24 protein-coding genes are annotated in these 20,791 nt (G+C 73.3%); 18 read left to right on the top strand and 6 right to left on the bottom strand.

From position 1 onward, the window contains the following. Nucleotides 1-441: hypothetical protein (locus IE177_RS07920; RefSeq protein WP_190014067.1), on the top strand; the 441-nt coding region annotated here is incomplete at its 5' end. Nucleotides 442-522: 81 nt separating this feature from the next. On the opposite strand, the gene IE177_RS07915 is transcribed toward IE177_RS07920, so the two are convergent. After that, nucleotides 523-1,512, bottom strand: a complete 990-nt coding sequence (locus tag IE177_RS07915) for a GlxA family transcriptional regulator (protein WP_190014065.1) — start codon at nt 1,510-1,512, stop codon at nt 523-525. Between the two features lie 88 nt (nt 1,513-1,600). Here IE177_RS07915 and IE177_RS07910 point away from each other — a divergent pair, with 88 nt between their 5' ends. The 4 genes from IE177_RS07910 to pspAB all read left to right on the top strand — a co-directional run bounded on the left by IE177_RS07910 (nt 1,601) and on the right by pspAB (nt 4,181). Then, nucleotides 1,601-2,191, top strand: coding sequence for an isochorismatase family protein (locus tag IE177_RS07910; RefSeq protein ID WP_190014063.1), 591 nt, complete (start codon nt 1,601-1,603; stop codon nt 2,189-2,191). A gap of 155 nt (nt 2,192-2,346) precedes the next feature. After that, the gene (locus tag IE177_RS07905; protein WP_190014061.1) at nt 2,347-2,604 is read left to right on the top strand and encodes an SCO2583/SCO2584 N-terminal domain-containing protein; all 258 of its coding nucleotides are present in this window, start codon (nt 2,347-2,349) and stop codon (nt 2,602-2,604) included. A 71-nt stretch (nt 2,605-2,675) separates the two neighbouring features. After that, nucleotides 2,676-3,593 (top strand): zinc metalloprotease HtpX, encoded by a 918-nt coding sequence (gene htpX, locus IE177_RS07900; protein WP_190014059.1) that lies wholly within the window; start codon nt 2,676-2,678, stop codon nt 3,591-3,593. Between the two features lie 3 nt (nt 3,594-3,596). Then, entirely contained in the window at nt 3,597-4,181 is a 585-nt protein-coding gene (gene pspAB / locus IE177_RS07895) for a PspA-associated protein PspAB (RefSeq protein ID WP_190014057.1), read from the top strand. 18 nt (nt 4,182-4,199) lie between these two features. Here pspAB and IE177_RS07890 read toward each other — a convergent pair whose 3' ends face one another. Further along, the gene (locus tag IE177_RS07890; RefSeq protein WP_190014055.1) at nt 4,200-4,472 is read right to left on the bottom strand and encodes a hypothetical protein; all 273 of its coding nucleotides are present in this window, start codon (nt 4,470-4,472) and stop codon (nt 4,200-4,202) included. 131 nt (nt 4,473-4,603) lie between these two features. On the opposite strand from IE177_RS07890, the gene IE177_RS07885 reads away from it, so the two are divergent. Further along, nucleotides 4,604-6,262 carry an alpha/beta fold hydrolase gene (locus IE177_RS07885; protein WP_229815931.1) on the top strand — a complete coding sequence of 553 codons (1,659 nt, stop codon included), beginning with the start codon at nt 4,604-4,606 and terminating at the stop codon, nt 6,260-6,262. Nucleotides 6,263-6,348: 86 nt separating this feature from the next. Here IE177_RS07885 and IE177_RS07880 read toward each other — a convergent pair whose 3' ends face one another. Then, nucleotides 6,349-6,663 carry a hypothetical protein gene (locus IE177_RS07880; protein ID WP_190014051.1) on the bottom strand — a complete coding sequence of 105 codons (315 nt, stop codon included), beginning with the start codon at nt 6,661-6,663 and terminating at the stop codon, nt 6,349-6,351. Nucleotides 6,664-6,826: 163 nt separating this feature from the next. Here IE177_RS07880 and IE177_RS07875 point away from each other — a divergent pair, with 163 nt between their 5' ends. Together IE177_RS07875 and IE177_RS07870 are read left to right on the top strand one after the other, a co-directional pair. Beyond that, nucleotides 6,827-7,195 (top strand): arsenate reductase family protein, encoded by a 369-nt coding sequence (locus IE177_RS07875; protein ID WP_190014050.1) that lies wholly within the window; start codon nt 6,827-6,829, stop codon nt 7,193-7,195. A 120-nt stretch (nt 7,196-7,315) separates the two neighbouring features. Next, nucleotides 7,316-8,050 (top strand): SCO2207 family protein, encoded by a 735-nt coding sequence (locus tag IE177_RS07870; RefSeq protein WP_190014048.1) that lies wholly within the window; start codon nt 7,316-7,318, stop codon nt 8,048-8,050. 3 nt (nt 8,051-8,053) lie between these two features. On the opposite strand, the gene IE177_RS07865 is transcribed toward IE177_RS07870, so the two are convergent. Beyond that, nucleotides 8,054-8,860, bottom strand: coding sequence for an alpha/beta fold hydrolase (locus tag IE177_RS07865; RefSeq protein ID WP_190014151.1), 807 nt, complete (start codon nt 8,858-8,860; stop codon nt 8,054-8,056). 117 nt (nt 8,861-8,977) lie between these two features. Between IE177_RS07865 and IE177_RS07860 the strand changes: the two genes are divergently transcribed. The 7 genes from IE177_RS07860 (at nt 8,978) to IE177_RS07830 (ending at nt 16,455) form a co-directional block, all read left to right on the top strand. Beyond that, nucleotides 8,978-9,490, top strand: coding sequence for a MarR family winged helix-turn-helix transcriptional regulator (locus tag IE177_RS07860; protein ID WP_190014046.1), 513 nt, complete (start codon nt 8,978-8,980; stop codon nt 9,488-9,490). 135 nt (nt 9,491-9,625) lie between these two features. Further along, complete coding sequence (gene glnII / locus IE177_RS07855; protein WP_190014045.1) at nt 9,626-10,657, top strand: glutamine synthetase; 1,032 nt, start codon at nt 9,626-9,628, stop codon at nt 10,655-10,657. A 394-nt stretch (nt 10,658-11,051) separates the two neighbouring features. Continuing rightward, the gene (locus IE177_RS07850) at nt 11,052-11,645 is read left to right on the top strand and encodes a winged helix-turn-helix domain-containing protein (protein ID WP_190014043.1); all 594 of its coding nucleotides are present in this window, start codon (nt 11,052-11,054) and stop codon (nt 11,643-11,645) included. Between the two features lie 61 nt (nt 11,646-11,706). After that, nucleotides 11,707-12,759 carry an NAD-dependent epimerase/dehydratase family protein gene (locus IE177_RS07845; RefSeq protein ID WP_190014041.1) on the top strand — a complete coding sequence of 351 codons (1,053 nt, stop codon included), beginning with the start codon at nt 11,707-11,709 and terminating at the stop codon, nt 12,757-12,759. A 31-nt stretch (nt 12,760-12,790) separates the two neighbouring features. Continuing rightward, nucleotides 12,791-14,062 carry a sensor histidine kinase gene (locus IE177_RS07840; protein ID WP_190014039.1) on the top strand — a complete coding sequence of 424 codons (1,272 nt, stop codon included), beginning with the start codon at nt 12,791-12,793 and terminating at the stop codon, nt 14,060-14,062. Continuing rightward, nucleotides 14,047-14,700: a LuxR C-terminal-related transcriptional regulator gene (locus IE177_RS07835; protein ID WP_190014037.1), complete on the top strand. Its 654-nt coding sequence runs from the start codon at nt 14,047-14,049 to the stop codon at nt 14,698-14,700. The genes IE177_RS07840 and IE177_RS07835 overlap by 16 nt, the downstream gene beginning before the upstream one ends. A gap of 174 nt (nt 14,701-14,874) precedes the next feature. Next, the gene (locus IE177_RS07830; protein WP_190014036.1) at nt 14,875-16,455 is read left to right on the top strand and encodes a DUF1996 domain-containing protein; all 1,581 of its coding nucleotides are present in this window, start codon (nt 14,875-14,877) and stop codon (nt 16,453-16,455) included. A 94-nt stretch (nt 16,456-16,549) separates the two neighbouring features. Here IE177_RS07830 and IE177_RS07825 read toward each other — a convergent pair whose 3' ends face one another. After that, on the bottom strand, nt 16,550-16,960 hold the full coding sequence (locus IE177_RS07825; protein WP_190014034.1) for a hypothetical protein: 411 nt from the start codon (nt 16,958-16,960) through the stop codon (nt 16,550-16,552). A 121-nt stretch (nt 16,961-17,081) separates the two neighbouring features. Here IE177_RS07825 and IE177_RS07820 point away from each other — a divergent pair, with 121 nt between their 5' ends. The 3 genes from IE177_RS07820 to IE177_RS07810 all read left to right on the top strand — a co-directional run bounded on the left by IE177_RS07820 (nt 17,082) and on the right by IE177_RS07810 (nt 20,405). After that, on the top strand, nt 17,082-17,609 hold the full coding sequence (locus IE177_RS07820) for a tetratricopeptide repeat protein (RefSeq protein ID WP_190014032.1): 528 nt from the start codon (nt 17,082-17,084) through the stop codon (nt 17,607-17,609). A gap of 59 nt (nt 17,610-17,668) precedes the next feature. Continuing rightward, the gene (locus tag IE177_RS07815; RefSeq protein WP_190014030.1) at nt 17,669-19,576 is read left to right on the top strand and encodes a hypothetical protein; all 1,908 of its coding nucleotides are present in this window, start codon (nt 17,669-17,671) and stop codon (nt 19,574-19,576) included. 136 nt (nt 19,577-19,712) lie between these two features. After that, nucleotides 19,713-20,405, top strand: a complete 693-nt coding sequence (locus tag IE177_RS07810) for a TetR/AcrR family transcriptional regulator (RefSeq protein WP_190014149.1) — start codon at nt 19,713-19,715, stop codon at nt 20,403-20,405. A gap of 20 nt (nt 20,406-20,425) precedes the next feature. Here the strand turns inward: IE177_RS07810 and IE177_RS07805 are convergent, their stop codons facing one another. After that, nucleotides 20,426-20,788, bottom strand: coding sequence for a 5-carboxymethyl-2-hydroxymuconate Delta-isomerase (locus IE177_RS07805; protein WP_190014028.1), 363 nt, complete (start codon nt 20,786-20,788; stop codon nt 20,426-20,428). Nucleotides 20,789-20,791: the final 3 nt, after the last annotated feature.

Genomic DNA, 20,791 nt, shown 5'->3' with positions numbered 1-20,791 from the left:
CGGGTGCCGGCGGCGGCGCAGGTGCCGGAGCCGGAGCGGGCGCCGGAGCCGGAGCCGGTGCAGGAGCCGGCGGCGGCGCAGGTGCCGGAGCCGGTGCAGGAGCCGGCGGCGGCGCAGGTGCCGGAGCCGGAGCCGGAGCGGGCGCCGGAGCCGGAGCCGGTGCAGGAGCCGGCGGCGGCGCAGGTGCCGGAGCCGGAGCCGGAGCGGGCGCCGGAGCCGGAGCGGGAGCCGGCGGCGGCGCAGGTGCCGGAGCCGGAGCGGGCGCCGGAGCCGGAGCCGGAGCGGGAGCCGGCGGCGGCGCAGGTGCCGGAGCCGGAGCGGGCGCAGGAGCCGGAGCCGGTGCGGGAGCCGGCGGCGGCGCAGGTGCCGGAGCAGGCGCAGGAGCCGGAGCCGGTGCGGGAGCCGGTGCCTAGCCAGGTGTCCCGTCTGTGCGCCTATTGACCTCCCTTCGCGCGTCGAGGCCGGCTCCGGTTCGGGGCCGGCCTCGGCCGCAGGGGCGTCCGCCGGGCCCCGGCAGGCCGCCTATCCCGTGCGCCGGAAGCGATTGCGGTACTCCGTCGGTGTCGTGCCGAGCTTGCGGCGGAAGGCGCGGATGAGGGTGTCGACCGTGTTGAAGCCGCAGGCGGACGCCACGCGCTCCAGGGTGTCGTCCGTGGACTCCAGCCGGTTGCGGGCCGATTCGACCCGGGCCGACTCGATGTACGACGCCGGCGTGGTGCCGAGTTCCGTCTTGAACAGGCGGGTCAGCTGGCGCTCGCTGACATGGGCGTGGGCGGCGAGGTCGGCGACCGTGAGCGGTGCGGTGACGTTCTGCGTGACGTGGCGGCGCAGCTCGTCCATGCGCCGGGTGGTCGAGACGGGCTCGATCGGGACGCTGAACTGGCTCTGGCCGCTCGGCCGCTTCAGGTACATCACGAGCTGCCGGGCGACGCGCAGCGCGGCGGCCTCGCCGAAGTCCTCGGCGACGAGGGCGAGCGAGAGGTCCAGACAGGCGGTGATGCCCGCGCCGGTCCACACGCTGCCGTCACGGATGAAGATCGGGTCGGGGTCGACCTCGACCGAGGGGTGGTCGGCGGCCAGTTGCTGCGCGGTCGACCAGTGGGTGGTGGCCCGCTTGCCGTCGAGCAGTCCGGCGGCGGCGAGCAGGTGGGCCCCGACGCACACGGACGCGACCCGCCGGGAACGGCCGGCGAGGGTCCTCACCCATCCGACCAGGCCGGCGTCGGTGAGGGCCCGGACCCGGCGCTGGTCGTCGATCTGCACCGCGCCGGGGACCAGCAGTGTGTCGATGCGGCGCGCGGCGGCCTGCTCGAAGGTGAGGTCGGGCAGTACGCGTACCCCGGCCGCGGTGGTGACGGGGTCCAGGGTCTCGGCGGCGAGGACGACGTGGTAGCCGCTCGCGTCGTCCGTCTCCCGGCGCAGTCCCGCGAAGACCTCGGGCGGACCGGTGACGTCGAGCAGGTCGACGCCCTCGAAGAGGAGGACCACGATGAACCGCTGCACGCCACCCACCCTGGCCCCCTGCCGACGATGTCCGATGTCCGGATCTGCAAGTTACATGACATTGCCGCCACACGAGGGGCGCTCGTAACGTTGCGCCATGACATCGACAACGCTGCGTGAACTCAACGGCTTCGACCAGACCCCGGCCTCGCTCGCGGACTCGACCCTGATCATGATCGACTACCAGAACACCTACACCCAGGGCGTTCTGGAGCTGGAGGGCTGGGAGGCCGCGCTCGACGCGGGCGCCGCGCTGCTGGCCCGGGCCCGCGGCGCGGGCGCCAAGGTCATCCACGTCATCAACGACGGCGGCGAGGGCACGCCGTACGACATCCGCGCGGAGATCGGCCGGATCCACCCCAAGGTGGCGCCGGCCGACGACGAGACCGTGGTCGTCAAGCACCTGCCGAACGCCTTCCTCGACACCGACCTGGCCGCGCACGTCGAGGCCGCCGGGCACAAGGACCTGGTGATCGCCGGGTTCATGACCCACATGTGCGTCGCCGCCACCGCCCAGGGCGCCTTCCTGGCCGGCCACCGCCCCACCGTGGTCGCCGACGCCAGCGCGACCCGGCCGCTGCGGACCGCCGTCGCCGACGTGCCCGCCGAGCAGGTCCACCGGGGCGCGCTCGCGATGATCTCCGACCTGTACGGCGTCGTCGTACCGTCCGCCGCCGCGCTGGGCTAGGACAGGGCTAAGACCCTCCCTTCCGGGGCCGGGAGGTGTTTTTCGGCCCCGGCGAACGTGGCGAATCCGTCGTGCAACCTTTCCCGCTTCCCAGCCTTCCTATTGTCGGGGGATCATCCCTCCTGGCTCTGTCGCACGAGAGAGGTTGAACGGGGATGGCGGAACAGGACGACTGGGAGCGCGAGTTCGATCATGTCTGGGCGAACTCGGCGGAACACAAGGAGCCTTCGGCGCGGGCCCGGATGCTCGCCGCGCGCTGGCGGGAGAACCCGCCGGATCCGGCGCCGTTCCGCGCCGACCCGGACCCGGTGGGTCCGCGCCGGTCGTCCTGGGTGTCGACGGCGATCGTGATCGGCTGCGTCGCCGCGGTGATGGTCCTGATCGGGTTCGTGCAGCTGAGCGCTTCGTACTAGGCGGCGCCGTACGGCGGCCGCAGGTGCACACTGGACAGCGGGACGAGTGCCTGACTGCGGGGTGATGCGAGATGCAGAGCCGCTTCCGGAGCGACCGGCGCCTTACCGCGCGCATGGGTCTCACGCTGTTCCTGCTCGGGTTGCTGTACGTGGGCTTCGTCGCCGCGCTGATCGTGCTGCTGAAGTCCTGGCTGCTGGTCGTCGTCCTGATCGGGGCGATGTTCGTGGCGCAGTTCTGGTTCTCCGACCGGATCGCCATGTTCGCGATGCGTGGGCGGGTGGTCGAGCGGGAGGAGTATCCGGAGCTGCACGCGGTGGTCGACCGGCTGTGCGCGATCGCCGACATGCCCAAGCCGGTGGTCGCCGTGTCCGAGATGGGCATGCCGAACGCGTTCGCGACCGGGCGCAGTCCCGACCACGCCGTGGTCTGCGTGACCACGGGACTGCTGCGCAGGCTGGAGCCGGCCGAGCTGGAGGGCGTGCTCGCGCACGAGCTGTCGCACGTGGCGCACAAGGACGTCGCCGTCATCACGATCGCGTCGTTCCTCGGGGTGATCGCGGGACTGATCGTGCGGTTCGCCTTCTACTCGCAGCTCTTCGGGGGCCGCAGGGACCAGAACACCGCCGTCGTCTTCGCCGCCGTCATGGGCGTCTCCGCGGCGGTGTACGCGATCAGCTTCCTGCTGATCAGGGCGCTGTCCCGGTACCGGGAGCTGGCGGCCGACCGGGCCGCAGCGCACCTGACCGGCCGGCCCTCGGCGCTGGCGTCGGCGCTCACCAAGGTCACCGGGGACATCGCCCGGATCCCGACCGAGGACCTGCGCACGGCCCAGGCGTTCAACGCGTTCTACTTCACGCCCGCGGCCGGCCGGGAGCCCGGCATCGAGCGGTTCTTCTCCACCCACCCGACGCTGCAGCAGCGGCTCGAGCAGCTGGGCCGGATCTCGGCCGAGCTGGGCGAGGCCGCCACCCCCGGAACGGCGGGCTGAGCGTTGGGGCTGCTGGACATCCTGCTGGGGCGTACGAAGCCGGTCACTCCCGATCTCGACCGGTTGTTCGCCCTTCCGTCGGCGGCCGTCACGCTCCAGGCGGCGACCGGTTTCACCGCGACCGGGCACGGGGCGGTGTGCTTCGCCACGGTGGAGGGCGCGGCCTTCGAGCAGACGCACCGGGAGGTGCAGGCCCTGCTCGACGCGGACACCGACCGCACCGGTCCGCCGGTGGAGCTGCTCCAGGACACCTACGGCTACAGCTGGCTGGTGTCCCGGCGCAGCCCGGACCAGCTGCCGCAACTGGTCAACGACCTGCACGCGGTGAACAGCTCCCTGGAGTCCAACGGCTTCGGCCCCCAGCTGCTGTGCTCACTGGCCGGCTTCGCGGACGACACCGGCCGCAGGCTGGCGCTGGTCTATCTGTACAAGCGCGGCACCTACTACCCGTTCTCCCCGCTGCCCGGCGCCGCCGAGCGCCGGGACAGCGCGCTGGAGCTGCAGGTGAGGGCGGCGCTCACGGACGACCTCAGGATCGAGCCGGACCTGAGCCGGTGGTTCCCGGTGTGGGGCGCCCCCGGGCTGTGACGGGGGGCGCCCCCTGGTTCACCCGCTCTTCTCGCGTTCCTGGCGGCGGCTCTCCAGGGGACGTTCGCGGCGGTAGCGGCGTTCCCACCGGGCCTGCCGGTCGCGGCGCTCGCGGTAGGCCCGGTAGGAGTCGGGCACGGCGCCCGTGCCGGCCGGCGGGGGCGGGGCGGGAGCGCCCCGGCCGTGCCTCGCGTACAGGTACAGCAGCGCGCCGGCGGCGAGCCACCAGGCGTGGTTGCCGAATCCGAGGATCACCAGGACGACGGCCCCGGTGCTGACGATGCCACGCATGACGGACCTCCTCCGTGAGGTGAGCGGGGGCGGGGTGCCGGGTTCGCGGCGTTTGTTCAGGGTAGGGAGGCCGGTTGCCGGTGCGCACCTCGTTTTCCGGGCGGCCGAACGGCTGTGAGTGAATGATCCGCATGAGTGAACTCCCCGGAATCACCTGCGAGTACGACGGGTTCGTGTGCGCCTGCGACGGTGAACGGATCAGCGGGGTGAGCGCCGGTCCGCCCGGACGGGCGACGGTCGTGCTCCTGCACGGCGCGGGGAACGGCAGCAAGGAGCGGCTGCTGCCGCTGCTCGCCGAGTTCGCCGCCCACGGTGCGCACGCCCTGGCCTTCGACTTCTCCGGGCACGGCGACAGCAGCGGCACGCTCGCGGAGTCGAGCCTGCGGCGGCGGTACGGGCAGGCGGTCGCGGTGATCGACGCGCACGCCCCGGCGGACGATCCGCTGGTGCTGGTCGGGTTCAGCATGAGCGGGCAGACGGTCGCGGACCTGGTCCGGCACTACGGGAGCCGGGTGGCCGCGGTGGGCCTGTGCGCGCCCGCCGTGTACGCGCCACAGGCCTGGGCCGAGCCTTTCGACGACGGCAGCGGGCGGTTCAGCACGATCATCCGCACTCCCGGCGGCTGGCGGACCTCGCCGGCGCTCGAGGTGCTGCGGGCGTTCGAGGGACGGGCGGTGCTGGCGGTGCCGGGCACGGACGCGGTGATCCCGCCGGAGGTGACGGAGGCCGTGCAGGACGCGCTGTCGGCGCGGGCCCAGTACACCCGGCTGGAACTCCCGGACGCCGGGCACCGGTTGGGTCCGTGGTTCCGTGACCACGCCGGGGACAGGCGGGAGCTGGCGGGCGCCCTGCTGAGCGGCCTGGAGGACCGGGGCTGGGCGGCCACCCGCGGCTGGGTGGCGGATCGGCTGCCTCCGGGCCGCGAGGTCACCCGTGCCCGTCCGCTGTCCGGGGGGTGGTCCGCGCAGATGCGGGGGCTGACGCTCGACGACGGGCGGGAGCTGGTGCTGCGCACGTTCGTGAAGCCCTTCTTCCGGCGCCACGCCCCGGGGCTGCTGTCCCGGGAGGCGTCGGTGCTCGGGCTGCTCGCCGGGCAGCGGGGCGTTCCGGCGCCGGCCCTGGTCGCCGTCGACGCCACCGCCGAGCACTGCGACCACCCCAGCCTGCTGATGTCCCGGCTGCCTGGCCGGGTGCGGGTGGACGACGAGGACGGGGAGGCGCTGGACCGGCGGCTGGACCTGCTCGCCGCCCAGCTGGTCCGCATCCACGCGGTCGAGCCGGAGGAACGTCCGCGGCCGTACGAGGCGTGGACCTCACCCCACCGGGTCCGTACGCCGGCGGGTTCGTCGTGGGAGCGGGCGGTGGACGTGATCCGGCGCGACCCGCCGCCGTACCGCGGCCGGTTCCTGCACCGGGACTACCACCCCGGCAACGTGCTGTTCACCGGGGACGGGGAGGGGCTGCGGGTGAGCGGCGTCGTCGACTGGGTGGAGACCTCCTGGGGGCCCGCCGACCTCGACGTCGCCCACTGCTCGACGGCGCTGGCCCTGCTGCACGGCCCCGCGCACGGGCTCGCCTTCCGGAACCGGTACGAACAGCAGGGCGGCCACGGCCTGGCGGACGGGCCGGACCACCTGTACTGGCGGCTGCTCGACGCGCTGGCCTACTCCCCCGACGCGGCGAAGCTGGCCGGGCCGTGGGGTGAGCTGGGCCGCACGGACCTGACGCCCGGGGTGCTGGGCGAGCGGCTGTCGGCGTACGTGGGCGGGCTGCTGGAGCGGTACGGCTGAACCGCGGACGCCGGGCGCCGGCCGCCGGCGGTGCCGGCCCGGCGGACCGGGTGCCCCACGCCTGCCCGGGGCACCCGGCGCCGGCGTCACCGGCTGTAGCGCATCAGCGCCCGCACCATGCGGCACGTCGTGTCGGACGGCGGGCGCATCCCGATCTCCAGCGCCGTGCCGCGGATCGTCTCGTCGTCCGCCTGGGCCGGCAGGTAGACGCCCGAGTCGAGCAGGGCTATGGCCAGACGCATGGCCTTCAGACGGCGGTTGTGCGTCACGTACCACTGACGCGGCCGTCCGGCCGGCAGCGGCCGCTTCACCGCGGGCTCGTAGGGAGAGTCGAACAGCACGGGTCGCTCGGCGGTGGACTGGGTCGGCAACGGCTTGGGCTTCAGGGCGGCAGCGGGCACGGGCATCCTCCTGTCGCGGTCAGGACACCGCCGGAAAGCCCGGCGACGCCCTCGAACACTGCTTCTATTCTACGGTCCGCCACTGACAAAAGCCCCTGGCCAAGGCGGCTTTCGGGGTGGCAGTGACGCAGGTGGAGGACGGGTTTCGCGTACCGTGGGCCGCATGGAGATCTGGATCAACCCGGCCTGTTCGAAGTGCCGCAGCGCCATCAGCCTGCTCGATGCCGAGGGGGCCGACTACACCGTCCGCCGGTACCTGGAGGACGTGCCGAGCGAGGACGAGATCAGGGCCGTGCTCGGCCGTCTCGGCCTCGAACCGTGGGACATCACCCGCACCCAGGAGACCGAGGCCAAGGAACTGGGCCTGAAGGACTGGCCCCGGGACGCCTCCGCGCGGGACCGGTGGATCGCGGCGCTCGCCGGGCACCCCAGGCTCATCCAGCGCCCGATCATCACGGCCGACGACGGAACCGCCCTGGTGGGCCGCACCGAGGAGGCGGTGACCGAGGCGATCTCCCGCGGCAAGAGCTGAGCGACGTTCAACTTGCCTGTGACACAGGTTACTTGGAAGAACCTGGGCAACCGCTGAGTAACCTCGTTCGGGATCTCGTACATAGCGGCGTACGCTCCCCTACCTCTTCAGGAGGCGCGGATGTCGCGCAGGAGAACCCTCAGCACGAAGAAGAAGCTCGCGCTGTTCGTCAGCGCCGCGGCGGTGGCGGGCGGCGGAGCCTTCGCGCTGGCGTCCACCTCGAACGCAGCACAGAGCCCGCACAACGCCAAGACGCTGTCCGCCGGGGACTCGACCGTCTGTCAGGGGCTGGCCACGGCCCACGGCAACAACGACAGGTTCATCGCGGACCAGAAGGCGAAACCGGACGCCCAGTCGGCGGCCCGGATCGCCAACCGCGAGGCGGTCATCAAGCAGATCGAGGTCCAGCAGAAGGCTGCCGGATGCACCGTCGGGGAGTCGGCTCAGGACTCTCCGGGGGCGCAGAACGGCAACGGCCAGCAGGGCAACGGCAACGGCCAGCAGGGCAACGGCCAGCAGGCGGGCGGCGGGCAGGCCGCCGGGGCCGGACAGGGCGCGCAGCCCTCGCAGGCCGCAGGGGACAACGGCGGCGGCGCCGCGGCCGCGGGCCAGCAGGTGTGCAAGGGCTCCACGGTCACGCTCTCCGGTGAGGGCGGCGCCCCGGCCGCGTCCAGCAACCAGTTCCCGGCGGGGACGACCCTGAAGGTCACCAACCTGGACAACAACAAGTCCACGACGGTGAAGGTCACCTCCGTGTCCGGCAGCTGCGTGCTGCTGAACAACGCGGCCTTCGAACAGGTGCGGGAGCCGGGCAAGTTCCTGATCCGCCGCGCCGTGATCGAGAAGGTGGGGTGAGGCTCAGCCGGACAGGAATTCGATGAGGTGACGGACCAGGGCGTCCGGTGCCGCGTGCGGCAGCGCGTGATGGGAGACCTCCGGCAGTACGGCGGTCCGCACGTGCGGCAGCAGCGCACCGGCCCTGGCCACCACCTCGGTGGGGTCATGGGTCCTGCTGCTCGCGGCCACGAGCAGCAGGACCGGCTTCTCGAGGGCGCGCAGCGCGTCCGGCGCCGGACGCGGGCTCGTCACCGGACGCACGGCCGGAAAACGGGCGCCCGCCTCCTGCAGCCGGAGCCAGTCGGGGTCCAGGGCGGCCCGCCCGGTCTCCCACTCCAGGAAGGCGCGCACCCGGTGCGGTGCGGGCCGCAGCAGCATCGGCAGGGCGTGGAGCAGGTACGCCGCCTTGTACCCGGCGAAGCACTGGGTCGGGTCCAGGAGGAACAGGCGGCGCACCCGGGCGGGGCTGAGCAGGGCGTGGTGCAGGGCGATCCAGGCGCCGTAGGAGTGCCCGCCCACGTCGGCCACCGGCACGCCGAGACCGTCCAGGACGGCGTCCAGCCAGTGGGCCAGGTCGGCGACCGTACGGGGGTGGCGGTCGCCGGCCCGCGCGCTCAGCCCCGGGGCGCCGACCAGGTCGACGGCGTACACCCGGCGGATCCGGGAGAGGTCCGCGGCCTGGGCGTACCAGGAGGCGGAGGTCGCCGTGCCGCCGCCCGGGAGCAGCAGCAGCGGGGGCGCGTCGCGCGGTCCGCAGGCGTTGACGTGGGTCTCGCCGAAGGGCGTGGGAACGGTCAGGGCCTCCCGGTCCGGGGGCCACTTCGCCATGACCTTGTCGTATGCGACCCGGAACGCCTCGTCGTCGTAGCCGGTCACGGCACCGCCCCCTTATTATCTCGACCAGCAAGATATTCGCTGAGCGAGATAGTAGTCCGGGAGGCGCTCATGTCCACCCCGTCCGGCCCCGCACCGGGGCCCGAGCTGGAGATCGTCCATCTGCTGCGGGCCGCCACCGTCGATCTGAGCCTGCACAGCGCCCGGTTCGCCCAGCGCCACGGCATGCACCCGACGGACGTGCGCGCCCTGATCGCGCTGATGGACGCCCGGCGGGCGGGCGAGGAGACGACGACGGGACGCCTCGGGGCCGAGCTGGGACTCAACTCGGCGGGCACGACCGCGCTCGTCGACCGGCTGGAGCGGGCCGGGCACGTGCGGCGGGTGCGCGGCGCCCGGGACCGCCGGAAGGTCGTCGTGGAGGTGGAGGACCGCGCGGTGGAGCTCGGCCGGTCGTTCTTCGGGCCGCTGATCGAGCGCTCGGTGGAACTGCTGCGGGGTTACGACGACCGGCAGCGGGCCGCGATCCGGGGCTTCCTGGAGGAAGTGCGCGAGGCCGCCGCGGCCCATACTCCGGCCGACCCCGCCTCACAAGGTGAGACGCGCCACAGAACCACCAGGTAACACGGGGTTCACATTCGAGCAATCGACGGGAAACGGCCTGTTGACAGGCTGCCCGGCAGATCGAGCGGCGCCCCAGTGCCGCAGCGCCGCAGCACCCGCAAGTGCGCCCGACCCACCCCCGAAGGATGTGGCCCCGTGACCTTCAAGGCTGAGTACATCTGGATCGACGGCACCGAGCCGACGGCCAAGCTCCGTTCCAAGACGAAGATCATCACGGGTGGTCCGGCCGGTCTCGACGCGCTTCCCATCTGGGGCTTCGACGGCTCCTCCACCAACCAGGCCGAGGGCCACGCCTCGGACCGCGTGCTCAAGCCGGTCTTCACCTGCCCGGACCCGATCCGCGGCGGCGACGACATCCTCGTGCTGTGCGAGGTCCTCGACATCGACATGACCCCGCACCGGTCCAACACCCGTGCCGCGCTGGCCGAGGTCGCCGAGCGGTTCGCCGCCCAGGAGCCGATCTTCGGCATCGAGCAGGAGTACACCTTCTTCGACGGCGCCCGTCCGCTGGGCTTCCCCGAGAACGGCTTCCCGGCCCCGCAGGGCGGCTACTACTGCGGTGTCGGCTCCGACGAGATCTTCGGCCGTGACGTCGTCGAGGCCCACCTGGACAACTGCCTGAAGGCGGGCCTGGGCATCTCCGGCATCAACGCCGAGGTCATGCCGGGCCAGTGGGAGTTCCAGGTCGGCCCGCTCGCCCCGCTGGAGGTCTCCGACCAGCTGTGGGTGGCCCGCTGGCTGCTCTACCGCACCGCCGAGGACTTCGGCGTCTCCGCGACCCTCGACCCCAAGCCGGTCAAGGGCGACTGGAACGGCGCCGGCGCGCACACCAACTTCTCCACCAAGGCGATGCGCGAGGGCTACGACGCGATCATCACCGCCTGCGAGTCGCTCGGTGAGGGCTCCAAGCCGCTGGACCACGTGAAGAACTACGGCGCCGGCATCGACGACCGCCTGACCGGCCTGCACGAGACCGCCCCGTGGAACGAGTACTCCTACGGCGTCTCCGACCGCGGCGCCTCGGTCCGCATCCCGTGGCAGGTCGAGAAGGACGGCAAGGGCTACATCGAGGACCGCCGTCCGAACGCCAACGTCGACCCGTACGTGGTGACCCGCCTGCTGGTGGACACCTGCTGCTCCGCGCTGGAGAAGGCCGGCCAGGCCTGATCCGCACCGCTCGCCCGGAGGGGCGCCCGCCAGGACGGCGGGCGCCCCTCCGGCGTGTCCGGGCCGCCGACGGCGCCAACTCCGTGCCGGGCAGGCGTCCAAGAGGTGGAAGGAGACTCCTGCCCGGGGCCCGCGTCTGCTTCAATGGGTCCATGACCGGCTTCCAGAACAGCATCGCGACGGGTCGCCATGACCTCGAGCCGTTCTGGCCTTCCCGTCAGCACCACGACTTCGACCGGGTGTGTCGCCGCGCGAGGAACGCGCGGGCCCTCTAAAGCCGTACACCCCGGCCTTCGGCCAGCGCGGAACGACGTACGTCCCCCGGCGCGCCCGACCACGAATCGCGGCCGCAGCATCCCCTGACGGACTCCTCGCGCGAAAGAGCTGACCTCTCATGGCGACCACTCGTTCTCTTCCCGCCGCCCCCCTGACCTCCCCCGCCGCGAACGGCGCCCGGCACCGGCTGCGCGCCGTCGACCGGGACGAGGTGGTCGACGTGGCGGACTTCCTGCCGCCGGGCGCCACCTGGCTGCCCGCGCCGCAGCACGCCCTGCCCGCCCTGCCGGGCCGGCCGCCGATGGTCGGCTACCTGGTGCTGGTCCCGGCCGACCAGCGGCCGCCGTTCGCGCCGGTCGCTGTGCCGGACCGGCCGGAGACCGCGGAGACCGCGCAGGCAGGTCCGGCGGCGGGCGGCGACTCCCTGGTGCGGATCGACCCCGTGCGCCGCACCGCCGCCGTAGACGGCCGTGAACTCGACCTGACGTACCTGGAGTTCGAGCTGCTCGCGCACCTGGTGGCGCACCCGCACCGGGTGCACACCCGGGACCAGCTCGTCACCACGGTGTGGGGCTACGGCCACGTCGGCGACGGCCGCACCGTCGACGTGCACGTCGCCCGGCTGCGCCGCAAGCTGGGCGCACAGCACCGCCAGGCGATCCAGACCGTGCGCCGGGTCGGCTACAAGTACATCCCGCCGACCGCCGACTGACCCGCTCTGCCCTCGGCAGAGCCCCGTACCGGTCCGGGCCCCGGCCGGGCACGATCACGGCATGAGACTTCTCGTGCTGGGCGGTACGGAGTTCGCGGGGCGGGCCGTGGTGGAGGCCGCGCTGGAGCGCGGCTGGGAGGTGACCGTCCTCCACCGGGGACGGCACCGGCCCCCGCCGGGCGTGCGGGCGTTGCACGGCGACCGCACCGCTCCCGGCGGCCTGGGCGCGCTCGCCGCGGACGCCGGCACCTGGGACGCCGCGGTCGACACCTGGTCGGCGGCGCCGCGCGCGGTGCTGGAGGCGGCCCGGCTGCTGCGGGGCCGCACCGGACGGTACGTGTACCTCTCCAGCCGGTCCGTGTACGCCTGGCCCCGGCCGTCGGCGGGCGGGGCCGGCGAGGACGGCCCGCTGGTCGAGGGCGCCGCCGCCGACGCCGGTGGGACGGACTACCCGCGGGACAAGCGGGGCGGCGAGCTGGCCGCCGTGGAGGCGTTCGGCGAGCGGGACGCGCTGCTGGTGCGGGCCGGGCTGATCCTCGGCCCCTACGAGAACGTCGGCCGGCTGCCCTGGTGGCTCACCCGGATCGCCCGCGGCGGACCGGTGCTGGCCCCCGGGCCGCGCGACCTGGCGGTGCAGTTCATCGACGTGCGCGACCTGGCCGCGTGGATCCTCGGGGCGGTGGAGCGGCACTCGGGCGGCCCCTACGACCTGACGGGCCCGCCCGGCCACACCACCATGGGGGAACTGCTGGAGGCCTGCGTCCGGGTCACCGGCGCGGACGCCGAGCTGCGCTGGACCGCCCCCGAGGTCGTCGCCCAAGCGGGCATCGAACCGTGGACCCAGCTGCCGGTGTGGGTGCCGCCGGGCGGCGAGCTCTACGACTCCGTGCACCGCACGGACGTCTCGCGGGCGCTGGCCGCGGGGCTGGTGTGCCGCCCGGCCGGCGAGACCGTGGCGGACACCTGGCGGTGGCTCACGCGCATCGGCGGCACCGCGCCGCAGCGGCCGGACCGCGCCGCCCCGGGCCTGGACCCGGAGCTGGAGGCGAGGGTGCTGACGGGAGCGGGGGGTGTACCTGGCACCACCCCCCGGCCGGGGGCCTCGGGCCAGTGACCGCCGTGCACGGGTCGGCCAGACTGGCCGCATGACTACCGACACGAAGGGCGACGAGGTCCGTGCGCAGGCACGGGAGGCCGTACTCGCCGCCGTACGGGGGTTCGTGCTGGCCGTGGCGATGCTGCCCGTGACGGTGCTGTGCCTCACGCTGACCCTCCTCTCCCTCGCCCTCGTCCCGATCGGCATCGGCATCGTCACCACCCCCTGGATCCTCGGCGGGGTGCGGGACGTGGCGGACATCCGGCGCAGGCTCGCGGCCGAGTGGTGCGGGGTGCGGATCCCGTCCGCGTACCGGCCGGTGCCCGAGGACGCGAACCCGTGGACGCGCACCTTCCGGATGCTGGGTGATCCCGCGACCTGGCGGGACCTGCGGTGGCTGCCGGTCGACATGACGGCGGGCTTCTTCACGGCGCTGCTGCCGGCGGTGCTGCTCCTCTACCCCGTCGAGGGGTTCGCGGTGGCCGCCGGATGGTGGCGGGTGCTGGCGGACGGCCACACCTACTGGTACGGGTTCGTGCCGGTCACCGACCAGCCGACCGCGCTCGGCGCCGGCGCCACCGCCGTGGTGCTGCTGGTCGCCGCCTACCGCCTCACCCCGCGCCTGCTGACGGTCCACTTCCGCCTCACCCGGGCCGTCCTCGGCGGCGACCAGGGAGAGCTGGCCGAGCGGGTCCGGGTGCTGACCGAGACCCGGCGGGACGCGGTGGACACCTCCGCCGCCGAACTGCGCCGCATCGAGCGGGACCTGCACGACGGCGCGCAGGCCCGGCTGGTCGCGATGGGCATGGACCTCGGGACGATCGAGATGCTGCTCGAGAAGGACCCGGAGCGGGCGAAGGCCCTGCTCTCCCAGGCCCGCCGCAACTCCGCGGAGGCCCTGGAGGAACTGCGCGACCTGGTGCGCGGCATCCACCCCCCGGTGCTGGCCGAACGCGGACTCGGCGACGCGGTACGGGCGCTGGCACTGCGGCTGCCGCTGCCCGCGGAGGTGACCGTGGAGCTGTCCGGCCGGGCCGACGCGCCGGTGGAGTCGGCCGCCTACTTCGCGGCCAGCGAGGTGCTCACCAACGCCGTCAAGCACTCCGGGGCCGACCGGATCTGGGTGGACCTGCACGACGCCGACGGGATGCTGCGGATAGCGGTCACCGACAACGGCAAGGGCGGCGCGGTGATCGGGGCCGGGTCCGGGCTTGCCGGGGTCGAGCGGCGGCTCGGTACATTCGACGGCGTCCTGGCCGTCAGCAGCCCCGCGGGCGGCCCCACCATGGTGACCATGGAGATTCCGTGCGTGTTGTCCTAGCCGAGGACCTCTTCCTGCTGCGCGACGGGCTGGTCCGGATGCTCCAGGCCTACGGCTTCGAGATAGCGGCGGCCGTCGAGTCCGGCCCCGAACTCGCCCGCGCGCTGGCGGAGCTGGAGCCCGACGTCGCCGTGGTCGACGTGCGCCTGCCGCCGACCCACACCGACGAGGGCCTGCAGTGCGCGCTCACGGCCCGGCGCGAGCGGCCGGGGCTGCCGGTGCTGGTCCTCTCCCAGCACGTGGAGCAGCTGTACGCGCGCGAGCTGCTCGCCGACGGCAACGGCGGGGTCGGCTACCTGCTGAAGGACCGGGTGTTCGACGCGGACGGGTTCGTGGACGCCGTGCGGCGGGTGGCGGCGGGCGGCACCGCGATGGACCCGCAGGTGATCCAGCAGCTGCTGTCGCGGCGGGACGCCGGGGACCGGCCGCTCGGCCGGCTCACCCCGCGCGAGCGCGAAGTGCTCGAACTGATGGCGCAGGGCCGGTCCAACGCGGGCATCGCGGCCCAGCTGGTGGTGACGGAACGGGCCATCGCGAAACACACCTCCAACATCTTCGCCAAACTGGGTCTTGAGGTGTCGGACGATGACAACCGGCGCGTTCTCGCGGTCCTCGCGCACCTCGACGGCGATCGCTGATTTTCCGCGAACCTCCGCTGCTCAGGGGGCTGTTGGTGTCCCCGTGACGTAACGAACCCGTGCCGATTTCGTGAGACGGCTGAACACCTCCGTGGCGGCGTCCGTATGGAAGGACGCCGCTTCACTCCTGTCGGGCGCCTCGATGCTGCCCCGCAAGGAAGTCAGAGGAGTTCCATGGGACGCAACACACGAAAACGCCGTACGCCGCTGGCCAACAAGGCCATAGCCGCATCGGCGGCCCTAGCGCTCGGTGGGGGCGGGCTGATCTGGGCGAACTTCTACGCCTCGGCGCACGAGTCGAACCACCAGACGTGGGGAGGCAATCAGACCAAGGCGTCGACGGCGCAGGTCGCGACGATCTCCTGCCCGGACGTCGGCCAGAAGCTGACGAACGTGCCGAACCAGGCCCGCACCGAGGTCGCCGGTGAGCTGTCGAACCTCGACCGCCAGATCACGGACGCCTACCAGCGTCTGGCGACCACGCGGGACGCGCAGGCCAGGGACGCGAGTTTCGTGCAGAACTCCATCCTGCAGCCGCTCAAGGACCGGCGGAAGGCGATCCTCGACCGCATCAGGCTGGAGATCACCCGCGCCGGCGGCACCGCGCCGACCGACCTGGACACCCTGGCCACCTGTACGGCGCAGAACGCCAACCAGACCAACGCCGGGCAGCAGCAGAACGGCGGTCAGCAGCAGGGCGGCCAGCAGCAGGGCGGCCAGCAGCAGGACGGAGGCCAGCAGCAAGGCGGGCAGCAGCAGGGCGGCCAGCAGCAGAACGGCGGCCAGCAGCAAGGCGGCCAGCAGCAGGGCGGCGGGCAGAACATCGGCGGGCAGGCCGGCAACGGTCCGGTCGCGGCCGACTTCGTGGACATCACCAAGGTCCAGCCGAACGTGCCGGCCAAGCCCCGCAAGAACGGCAACGCCTCGACCGGCACGTTCACCACGCGCTGCGGTGTGAACGCCAACAAGAACTTCAACACCGACAACGTGATCGTGGCGCCCGGCGTGACCAACGGCGCCCACCACCTGCACGACTACGTCGGCAACCAGAAGGTCAACGCCTTCTCCAGCAACAACACGTTCCTGCAGGGCGGCACCAGCTGCCAGAACAGCAGCGACCTGTCGTCGTACTACTGGCCCGTGGTCCGCATCCAGGACGGCACGCAGGACTTCGACCAGAACAAGGACGGCGGCGGCAAGGAGGGCAACGTCGGCAAGATCCTGACGCCCGTACAGGCGCAGATCAAGTACGTCGGCAGCCCCACCAGCAAGGTCGTCGCGATGCCGCAGTTCCTGCGGATCATCACCGGTGACGCCAAGACCACCACCAATGGTCTGGCCAACGCCAACGCGCACTGGAGCTGCACCGGCTTCGAGAACAAGGTGCAGCTGACCACGCAGTACCCGATCTGCCCGCAGGGCAGCAAGGTGGTGCGGTCGTTCGCCTTCCAGAGCTGCTGGGACGGCAAGAACGCCGACAGTGCCAACCACCGCACGCACGTCGCGTTCGCCGACGCCAACGGCAACTGCCAGAACGGCTTCAAGGCCATTCCGCAGCTGACGATGCGCCTGGTGTACAACATCAACCCGCCGACCGTGCAGAACGGCCAGGTGAAGAACGCGTTCGCGGTGGACGGCTTCCCGGAGCAGCTGCACAAGGCGGCCACCGACCACGACGACTTCATCAGCGTCACGAAAAACGGTCTGGCCAACAGGATCGCCAGCTGCCTCAACCGCGGGCAGAACTGCGCCTGACCCCCGTAACGGGGCAGGGCGCGGGCCCTCATGACAGAAGGCCGGTGACGGACCCCCCTCCCGTCACCGGCCTTCGCCGTGCCCGCGGACCGCGTCAGCCGCTGTGCGCGTGGTGATCGGTGCCGATCTCCAGGTCGCCGCCGAGTGTGCCGCGCAGCGCCTTGACCACCCCGTCGTCGCCGACGGCGACCCACTTGCGGCCGACGAGGTAGTAACCGCCGTAGTCCTTCGCGTCGTTGATCCACTCGCGCTGGCCGCGGTCGGTCGCGAAGGTGGCGAGGATGAACTTCCCGTCGCCGTTGCGGCAGATGGCCTGGCGGATCTCGTCGGCGTCCGTCTGGATGTTCGGCTTGCACTTCACCTCGGCGGCCAGGCTCTCCAGGCTCCCGGTCGCGGTGGCCGGCACCTTCTCGCTCCCGCTCCGTCCGCCGGAGCCGCAGCCGCCCAGCGCCACCACGGCCGCGACGGCGCCCGTCACGGCGAGCATCGGTCGCGTCAACCTCATCTGTTCCTCCGGTCCTGTGGGCCAGCCAAGCATGCCGCGCGGAGCCCCGGCGCGGGACCCCGTCCAACGGATACGGCTCCCGTGCGCGCTGCGCTCAAATCCGCCGACCACACGCGCACGAATGTGCGAAGGTGGCCCGATGAACAGCAACTGGGAAGATCGCGTGGCCGCCGCCTGGGCCTCGTTCGACGAGTATCCGGAGGAGCGCGCGGAGGAGTTCCGCGCGCTGATCGACGCGCTCGTCGCCGAACTGCCCGACGACAGCCCGCTGGGCCCGTTCGAGCAGGCCTGCGCCTGGGACTCGACCGGGCACTCGGACAAGGCGGCGCCGCTGTACCGGGAGGCGCTCGCGCGGGGGCTCGACGGCTACCGGGGCCGGCGGACGAAGATCCAGCTGGCGAGCTCGCTGCGCAACGTCGGGCAGGCCGAGGAGGGGGTCGAGCTGCTCACTCCCGAACTCGACGGCCCGTCCGACGAGCTGGACGACGCGGTACGCGCGTGCCTCGCGCTGTGCCTGTCCAGCCTCGGCCGCGACCGCGAGGGCCTCTCCCTCGTGCTCGGCGCCCTGGCCCCGCACCTGCCGCGCTACCAGCGGTCGATGGCCAACTACGCGCGCGCACTGGTCGAGCCGGAGGCGGACCGGGCGTAACCGCTCCCCGGCCGGTGACCGGGCGGTGACCAACCCCCGGTTCGCTCGTTCTTACGGACGTGCAGTCACAGGATGTAGCCCCGCGTCACGCAGCCACCGCCCCCGGACCGGCCGACGTCGAGCAGGCCGAGGCCGCGCTCGTCGAGCACTACGCACGACTGGTCCGGCTCGCCTACCTGGTGCTGCCGCCGAGCCGCCGCCGGGTGCTGACCGCACACGCCCTCGCCCAGCGCTCCCTGCCCCGGGGGCGCAGGGAGCAGTCCGCCATCCCGGTCCAGGCCTCCGGCCGGGAGGGCGACCCCGGCTACGCCTTCCTCCGCGAGCGCGTCCTGCGTGCGGCCCTGGAGGCGGCCCGCCCCCGCAAGGGCCTGCCCCGGCTCTCCCCGCCGCTGCCCCAGGTGTGGGGCCTGCGGCTGTTCCCCCGCGCGGGCGGTGCCGACGAACTCTCCCTGGACAAGCGGCTGTCCGCACTGTCCGGCCCGGCCCGTGCCGCGTACGTGCTGCGCGGTCTGGAAGGACTGCCGGACGCGGACGTCCGCGCGATCCTCCAGGGCGCCGGCGTCGACGACCCGGGAGGCGCGCTGGCCGCCGCGAACAGCGTGCCCGCGCAGCCCGCGCTGCTGGCCTCCCCCGAGTTCGACCCCTGCTCGCTGCAGGTCCGGCCCACCGACCTGAGGCGCCGCCGCCGGCACACCAGGGCCGCCCTCGCCGCGGCCGCCGCGCTCGCGGTGTGCGGGGCGCTGGTCGCCCTGCCCGGTGGGGGCTGGGGCCCCGACGGCGCCGCCGCGCCCGTCTACGCGCGCAACCCGGCCGCCGAGGCCGCCCTCGACCCCGGCAGGCTGACCCGCGTCTCCCCCACCGCCTGGAAGTCCGCGGCGCGCACGGACTTCTCCGTGTGGCCGGCCCGCGGCACGCTCACCGGCGACCGCGCCCTGCTGCGCCGCGCGCTGGCCGTGTGGGCCCGCCCCGGGGAGACGGTGCGCGTCTCGGCGACCCCCGGCACTCTGCCCGGTGGCCCGGCCGGACCGCCCCAGCTGCTGTACGCGGGCGAGGTGGACAACGCCCGCGTGGTGATCTTCTACGACGGTCTGCGCATCGCCCGCTACGCCGAGCCCAGGAACGGCACACCGGGTGCGGCGCTCGACTTCGCCCGCGTCGACGGCGCGACCGCCGCCGAGGCGAGCGCGATGGTGCTGGGCCGCTCCGACGGCAACGTCCGCTACCTGACCGCGCCCTGGGTGCGGACGGCGGCCACGCGGGACCTGACGAAGCCGGACTCGGAGGCGACGCCGCTGCCCCTCACCGACGGCATCACCGCACCGCTGGCCAGCCCCGTGGTGCGCACCGGCCGCTGCACCTCGTGGACCGTGCTGCAGCTCAGCGACGGCTCCGCCACCCAGCTCTCCACCGACCTCGGCGAGCTCGTCCCCGCCCACCTCACCGCCGGCCGCCCCGGCTCGGCCGGCGAGGCGTCCGGCACGGAGGGGCTGCGGGCGTGGGGCCCGTTCGCCTGCTCGCTGACGGCCGGGCGCTCGGCCGGCGTCCGCAGCGTCAACGCCTGGACCTACGCGTCGCAGCCGCTGCCCGACGGCAGCGGGGACGGTGACTGGGTGTGCACCCGGGCCGAGACCTGGCGCGGCGACGGCACCGCGGCGCTGGCCCAGTTCCGCACCCCGGACAAGGCGGCCGGGACGGTGGTCGCCAGGGCCACGGACGTCCTCGCGTGCGGACCGCGCGACCCCCACGTGCTGGCCGGCGTGCTGTGGAAGTCGGGCGGCGGGAACTGGTACCTGCTGGCGGCGGGCAGCCGGGACACGGAGACGATCCGGGCCACCGGAGGGGTCACCGCGTCGGGCGAGGGGCCGCTGCTGACGGCGAAGGCCGAGCGGGGGGCGCGGGCCGAGCTGACGGGCACCCTGGTGGACGGCCGGCCGATCGGCGGGCTCCGCCGGCCGGCCGGAAAGTGAACCGGTCCAGCCCCGCCTGTTCCCGGCCGGCGACCGCCGCGGGTCCGGACGTGATCACCCGGTGCTCGTCCTGCGCACACCGACGGCCGGAATCGATCGTTAAGCTGTTCGCATGAGTACCGGGGTTCGCCGCAGGATGGGCGTCGAGGAGCGGCGGCAGCAGTTGATCGGCGTCGCCCTCGAACTGTTCAGCCAGCGCTCGCCGGATGAGGTCTCCATCGACGAGATAGCGTCGGCGGCGGGCATATCGCGCCCGCTCGTGTACCACTACTTCCCCGGCAAACTCAGCCTGTACCAGGCCGCTTTGAAGCGCGCCGCGGAGGATCTCGCGGGCCGCTTCGAGGAACCGCACGAGGGCCCGCTCGGCGCCCGGCTGCTGCGCGTGATGCGTCGCTTCTTCGACTTCGTGGACGAGCACGGGCCCGGTTTCTCGGCGCTGATGCGCGGCGGACCGGCCGTCTCCGCCGGCGAACCCCACTCGATGAGCCATGTCTCGGCCACCAACGCGCTCATCGACTCCGTGCGGCAGGCGGCCTACGACCAGATGCTGTCGCACCTGGGCGTCACCGAGGCCTCCCCGCGGCTGGAGCTGGTCGTCCGCTCGTGGATCTCGCTCGCCGAGTCCACGGCGCTCATCTGGCTGGACGGCCGGCGCATCCCGCGCGCCGACCTGGAGGTCCAGCTCGTGCACGACTTCGCCGCGCTGGCCGCCGTCAGCGCCGCCCACGACGAGGGCATGGCCGCGCTGCTGCGCACGATGGCCAAGGAAGAGCCGGCCGACGGCCCCTTCGCGGAGCTGGTCGGCCGGCTGATCGCCCTGGGCGCCTGAACGCGGGACCCGCGCAGGACCTAGCGCTCGAACTTGCGGTACGACGGATCCAGGTCGCGGATCTCGGCGGAGGCGTGCAGCGTGAGCGGCGCGTCCGCCACGTGCTCGCGGAGCAGTTCCACCGCGGCCTCGGCCAGCCTCGCCTTCGTCTCGTCGCCGCGTCCGGCGAGGAGCCCGATCGTCACGTGCACCACGGCGTGCCCGCGCGCCTCGGGATCCTCGTACCCGAACACCGTGTACGCGCTCGGCCGGAACTGCGTCTTGCAGCCCTCCGGCCTCGCCGCCGCGATCTCCACGGCCGCCTCGTGCAACGCCCGCGCGAACCCCGCGCGGTCGAAGGCGTTCTCCATGGTGTCGGAGTAGTCGACGGTGATCTGCGGCATGCG

The sequence above is a fragment of the Streptomyces lucensis JCM 4490 genome, assembly GCF_014650035.1.
Taxonomy (GTDB): domain Bacteria; phylum Actinomycetota; class Actinomycetes; order Streptomycetales; family Streptomycetaceae; genus Streptomyces; species Streptomyces lucensis.
Note: the sequence above shows the minus strand (reverse complement) of the source record. Positions and strands in the feature narration are given on the sequence as shown.

What these genes read in the sequence shown, in the direction of transcription:
- IE177_RS07910 (WP_190014063.1), top strand. Translation starts at nt 1,601, where the DNA reads ATGACATCGACAACGCTGCGTGAACTCAACGGCTTCGACCAGACCCCG.
- IE177_RS07905 (WP_190014061.1), top strand. Translation starts at nt 2,347, where the DNA reads ATGGCGGAACAGGACGACTGGGAGCGCGAGTTCGATCATGTCTGGGCG.
- htpX (WP_190014059.1), top strand. Translation starts at nt 2,676, where the DNA reads ATGCAGAGCCGCTTCCGGAGCGACCGGCGCCTTACCGCGCGCATGGGT.
- IE177_RS07890 (WP_190014055.1), bottom strand. Translation starts at nt 4,472, where the DNA reads ATGCGTGGCATCGTCAGCACCGGGGCCGTCGTCCTGGTGATCCTCGGA.
- IE177_RS07885 (WP_229815931.1), top strand. Translation starts at nt 4,604, where the DNA reads ATGAGTGAACTCCCCGGAATCACCTGCGAGTACGACGGGTTCGTGTGC.
- IE177_RS07875 (WP_190014050.1), top strand. Translation starts at nt 6,827, where the DNA reads ATGGAGATCTGGATCAACCCGGCCTGTTCGAAGTGCCGCAGCGCCATC.
- IE177_RS07870 (WP_190014048.1), top strand. Translation starts at nt 7,316, where the DNA reads ATGTCGCGCAGGAGAACCCTCAGCACGAAGAAGAAGCTCGCGCTGTTC.
- IE177_RS07865 (WP_190014151.1), bottom strand. Translation starts at nt 8,860, where the DNA reads ATGGCGAAGTGGCCCCCGGACCGGGAGGCCCTGACCGTTCCCACGCCC.
- IE177_RS07860 (WP_190014046.1), top strand. Translation starts at nt 8,978, where the DNA reads ATGTCCACCCCGTCCGGCCCCGCACCGGGGCCCGAGCTGGAGATCGTC.
- IE177_RS07850 (WP_190014043.1), top strand. Translation starts at nt 11,052, where the DNA reads ATGGCGACCACTCGTTCTCTTCCCGCCGCCCCCCTGACCTCCCCCGCC.
- IE177_RS07845 (WP_190014041.1), top strand. Translation starts at nt 11,707, where the DNA reads ATGAGACTTCTCGTGCTGGGCGGTACGGAGTTCGCGGGGCGGGCCGTG.
- IE177_RS07840 (WP_190014039.1), top strand. Translation starts at nt 12,791, where the DNA reads ATGACTACCGACACGAAGGGCGACGAGGTCCGTGCGCAGGCACGGGAG.
- IE177_RS07830 (WP_190014036.1), top strand. Translation starts at nt 14,875, where the DNA reads ATGGGACGCAACACACGAAAACGCCGTACGCCGCTGGCCAACAAGGCC.
- IE177_RS07825 (WP_190014034.1), bottom strand. Translation starts at nt 16,960, where the DNA reads ATGAGGTTGACGCGACCGATGCTCGCCGTGACGGGCGCCGTCGCGGCC.
- IE177_RS07820 (WP_190014032.1), top strand. Translation starts at nt 17,082, where the DNA reads ATGTGCGAAGGTGGCCCGATGAACAGCAACTGGGAAGATCGCGTGGCC.
- IE177_RS07810 (WP_190014149.1), top strand. Translation starts at nt 19,713, where the DNA reads ATGGGCGTCGAGGAGCGGCGGCAGCAGTTGATCGGCGTCGCCCTCGAA.
- IE177_RS07805 (WP_190014028.1), bottom strand. Translation starts at nt 20,788, where the DNA reads ATGCCGCAGATCACCGTCGACTACTCCGACACCATGGAGAACGCCTTC.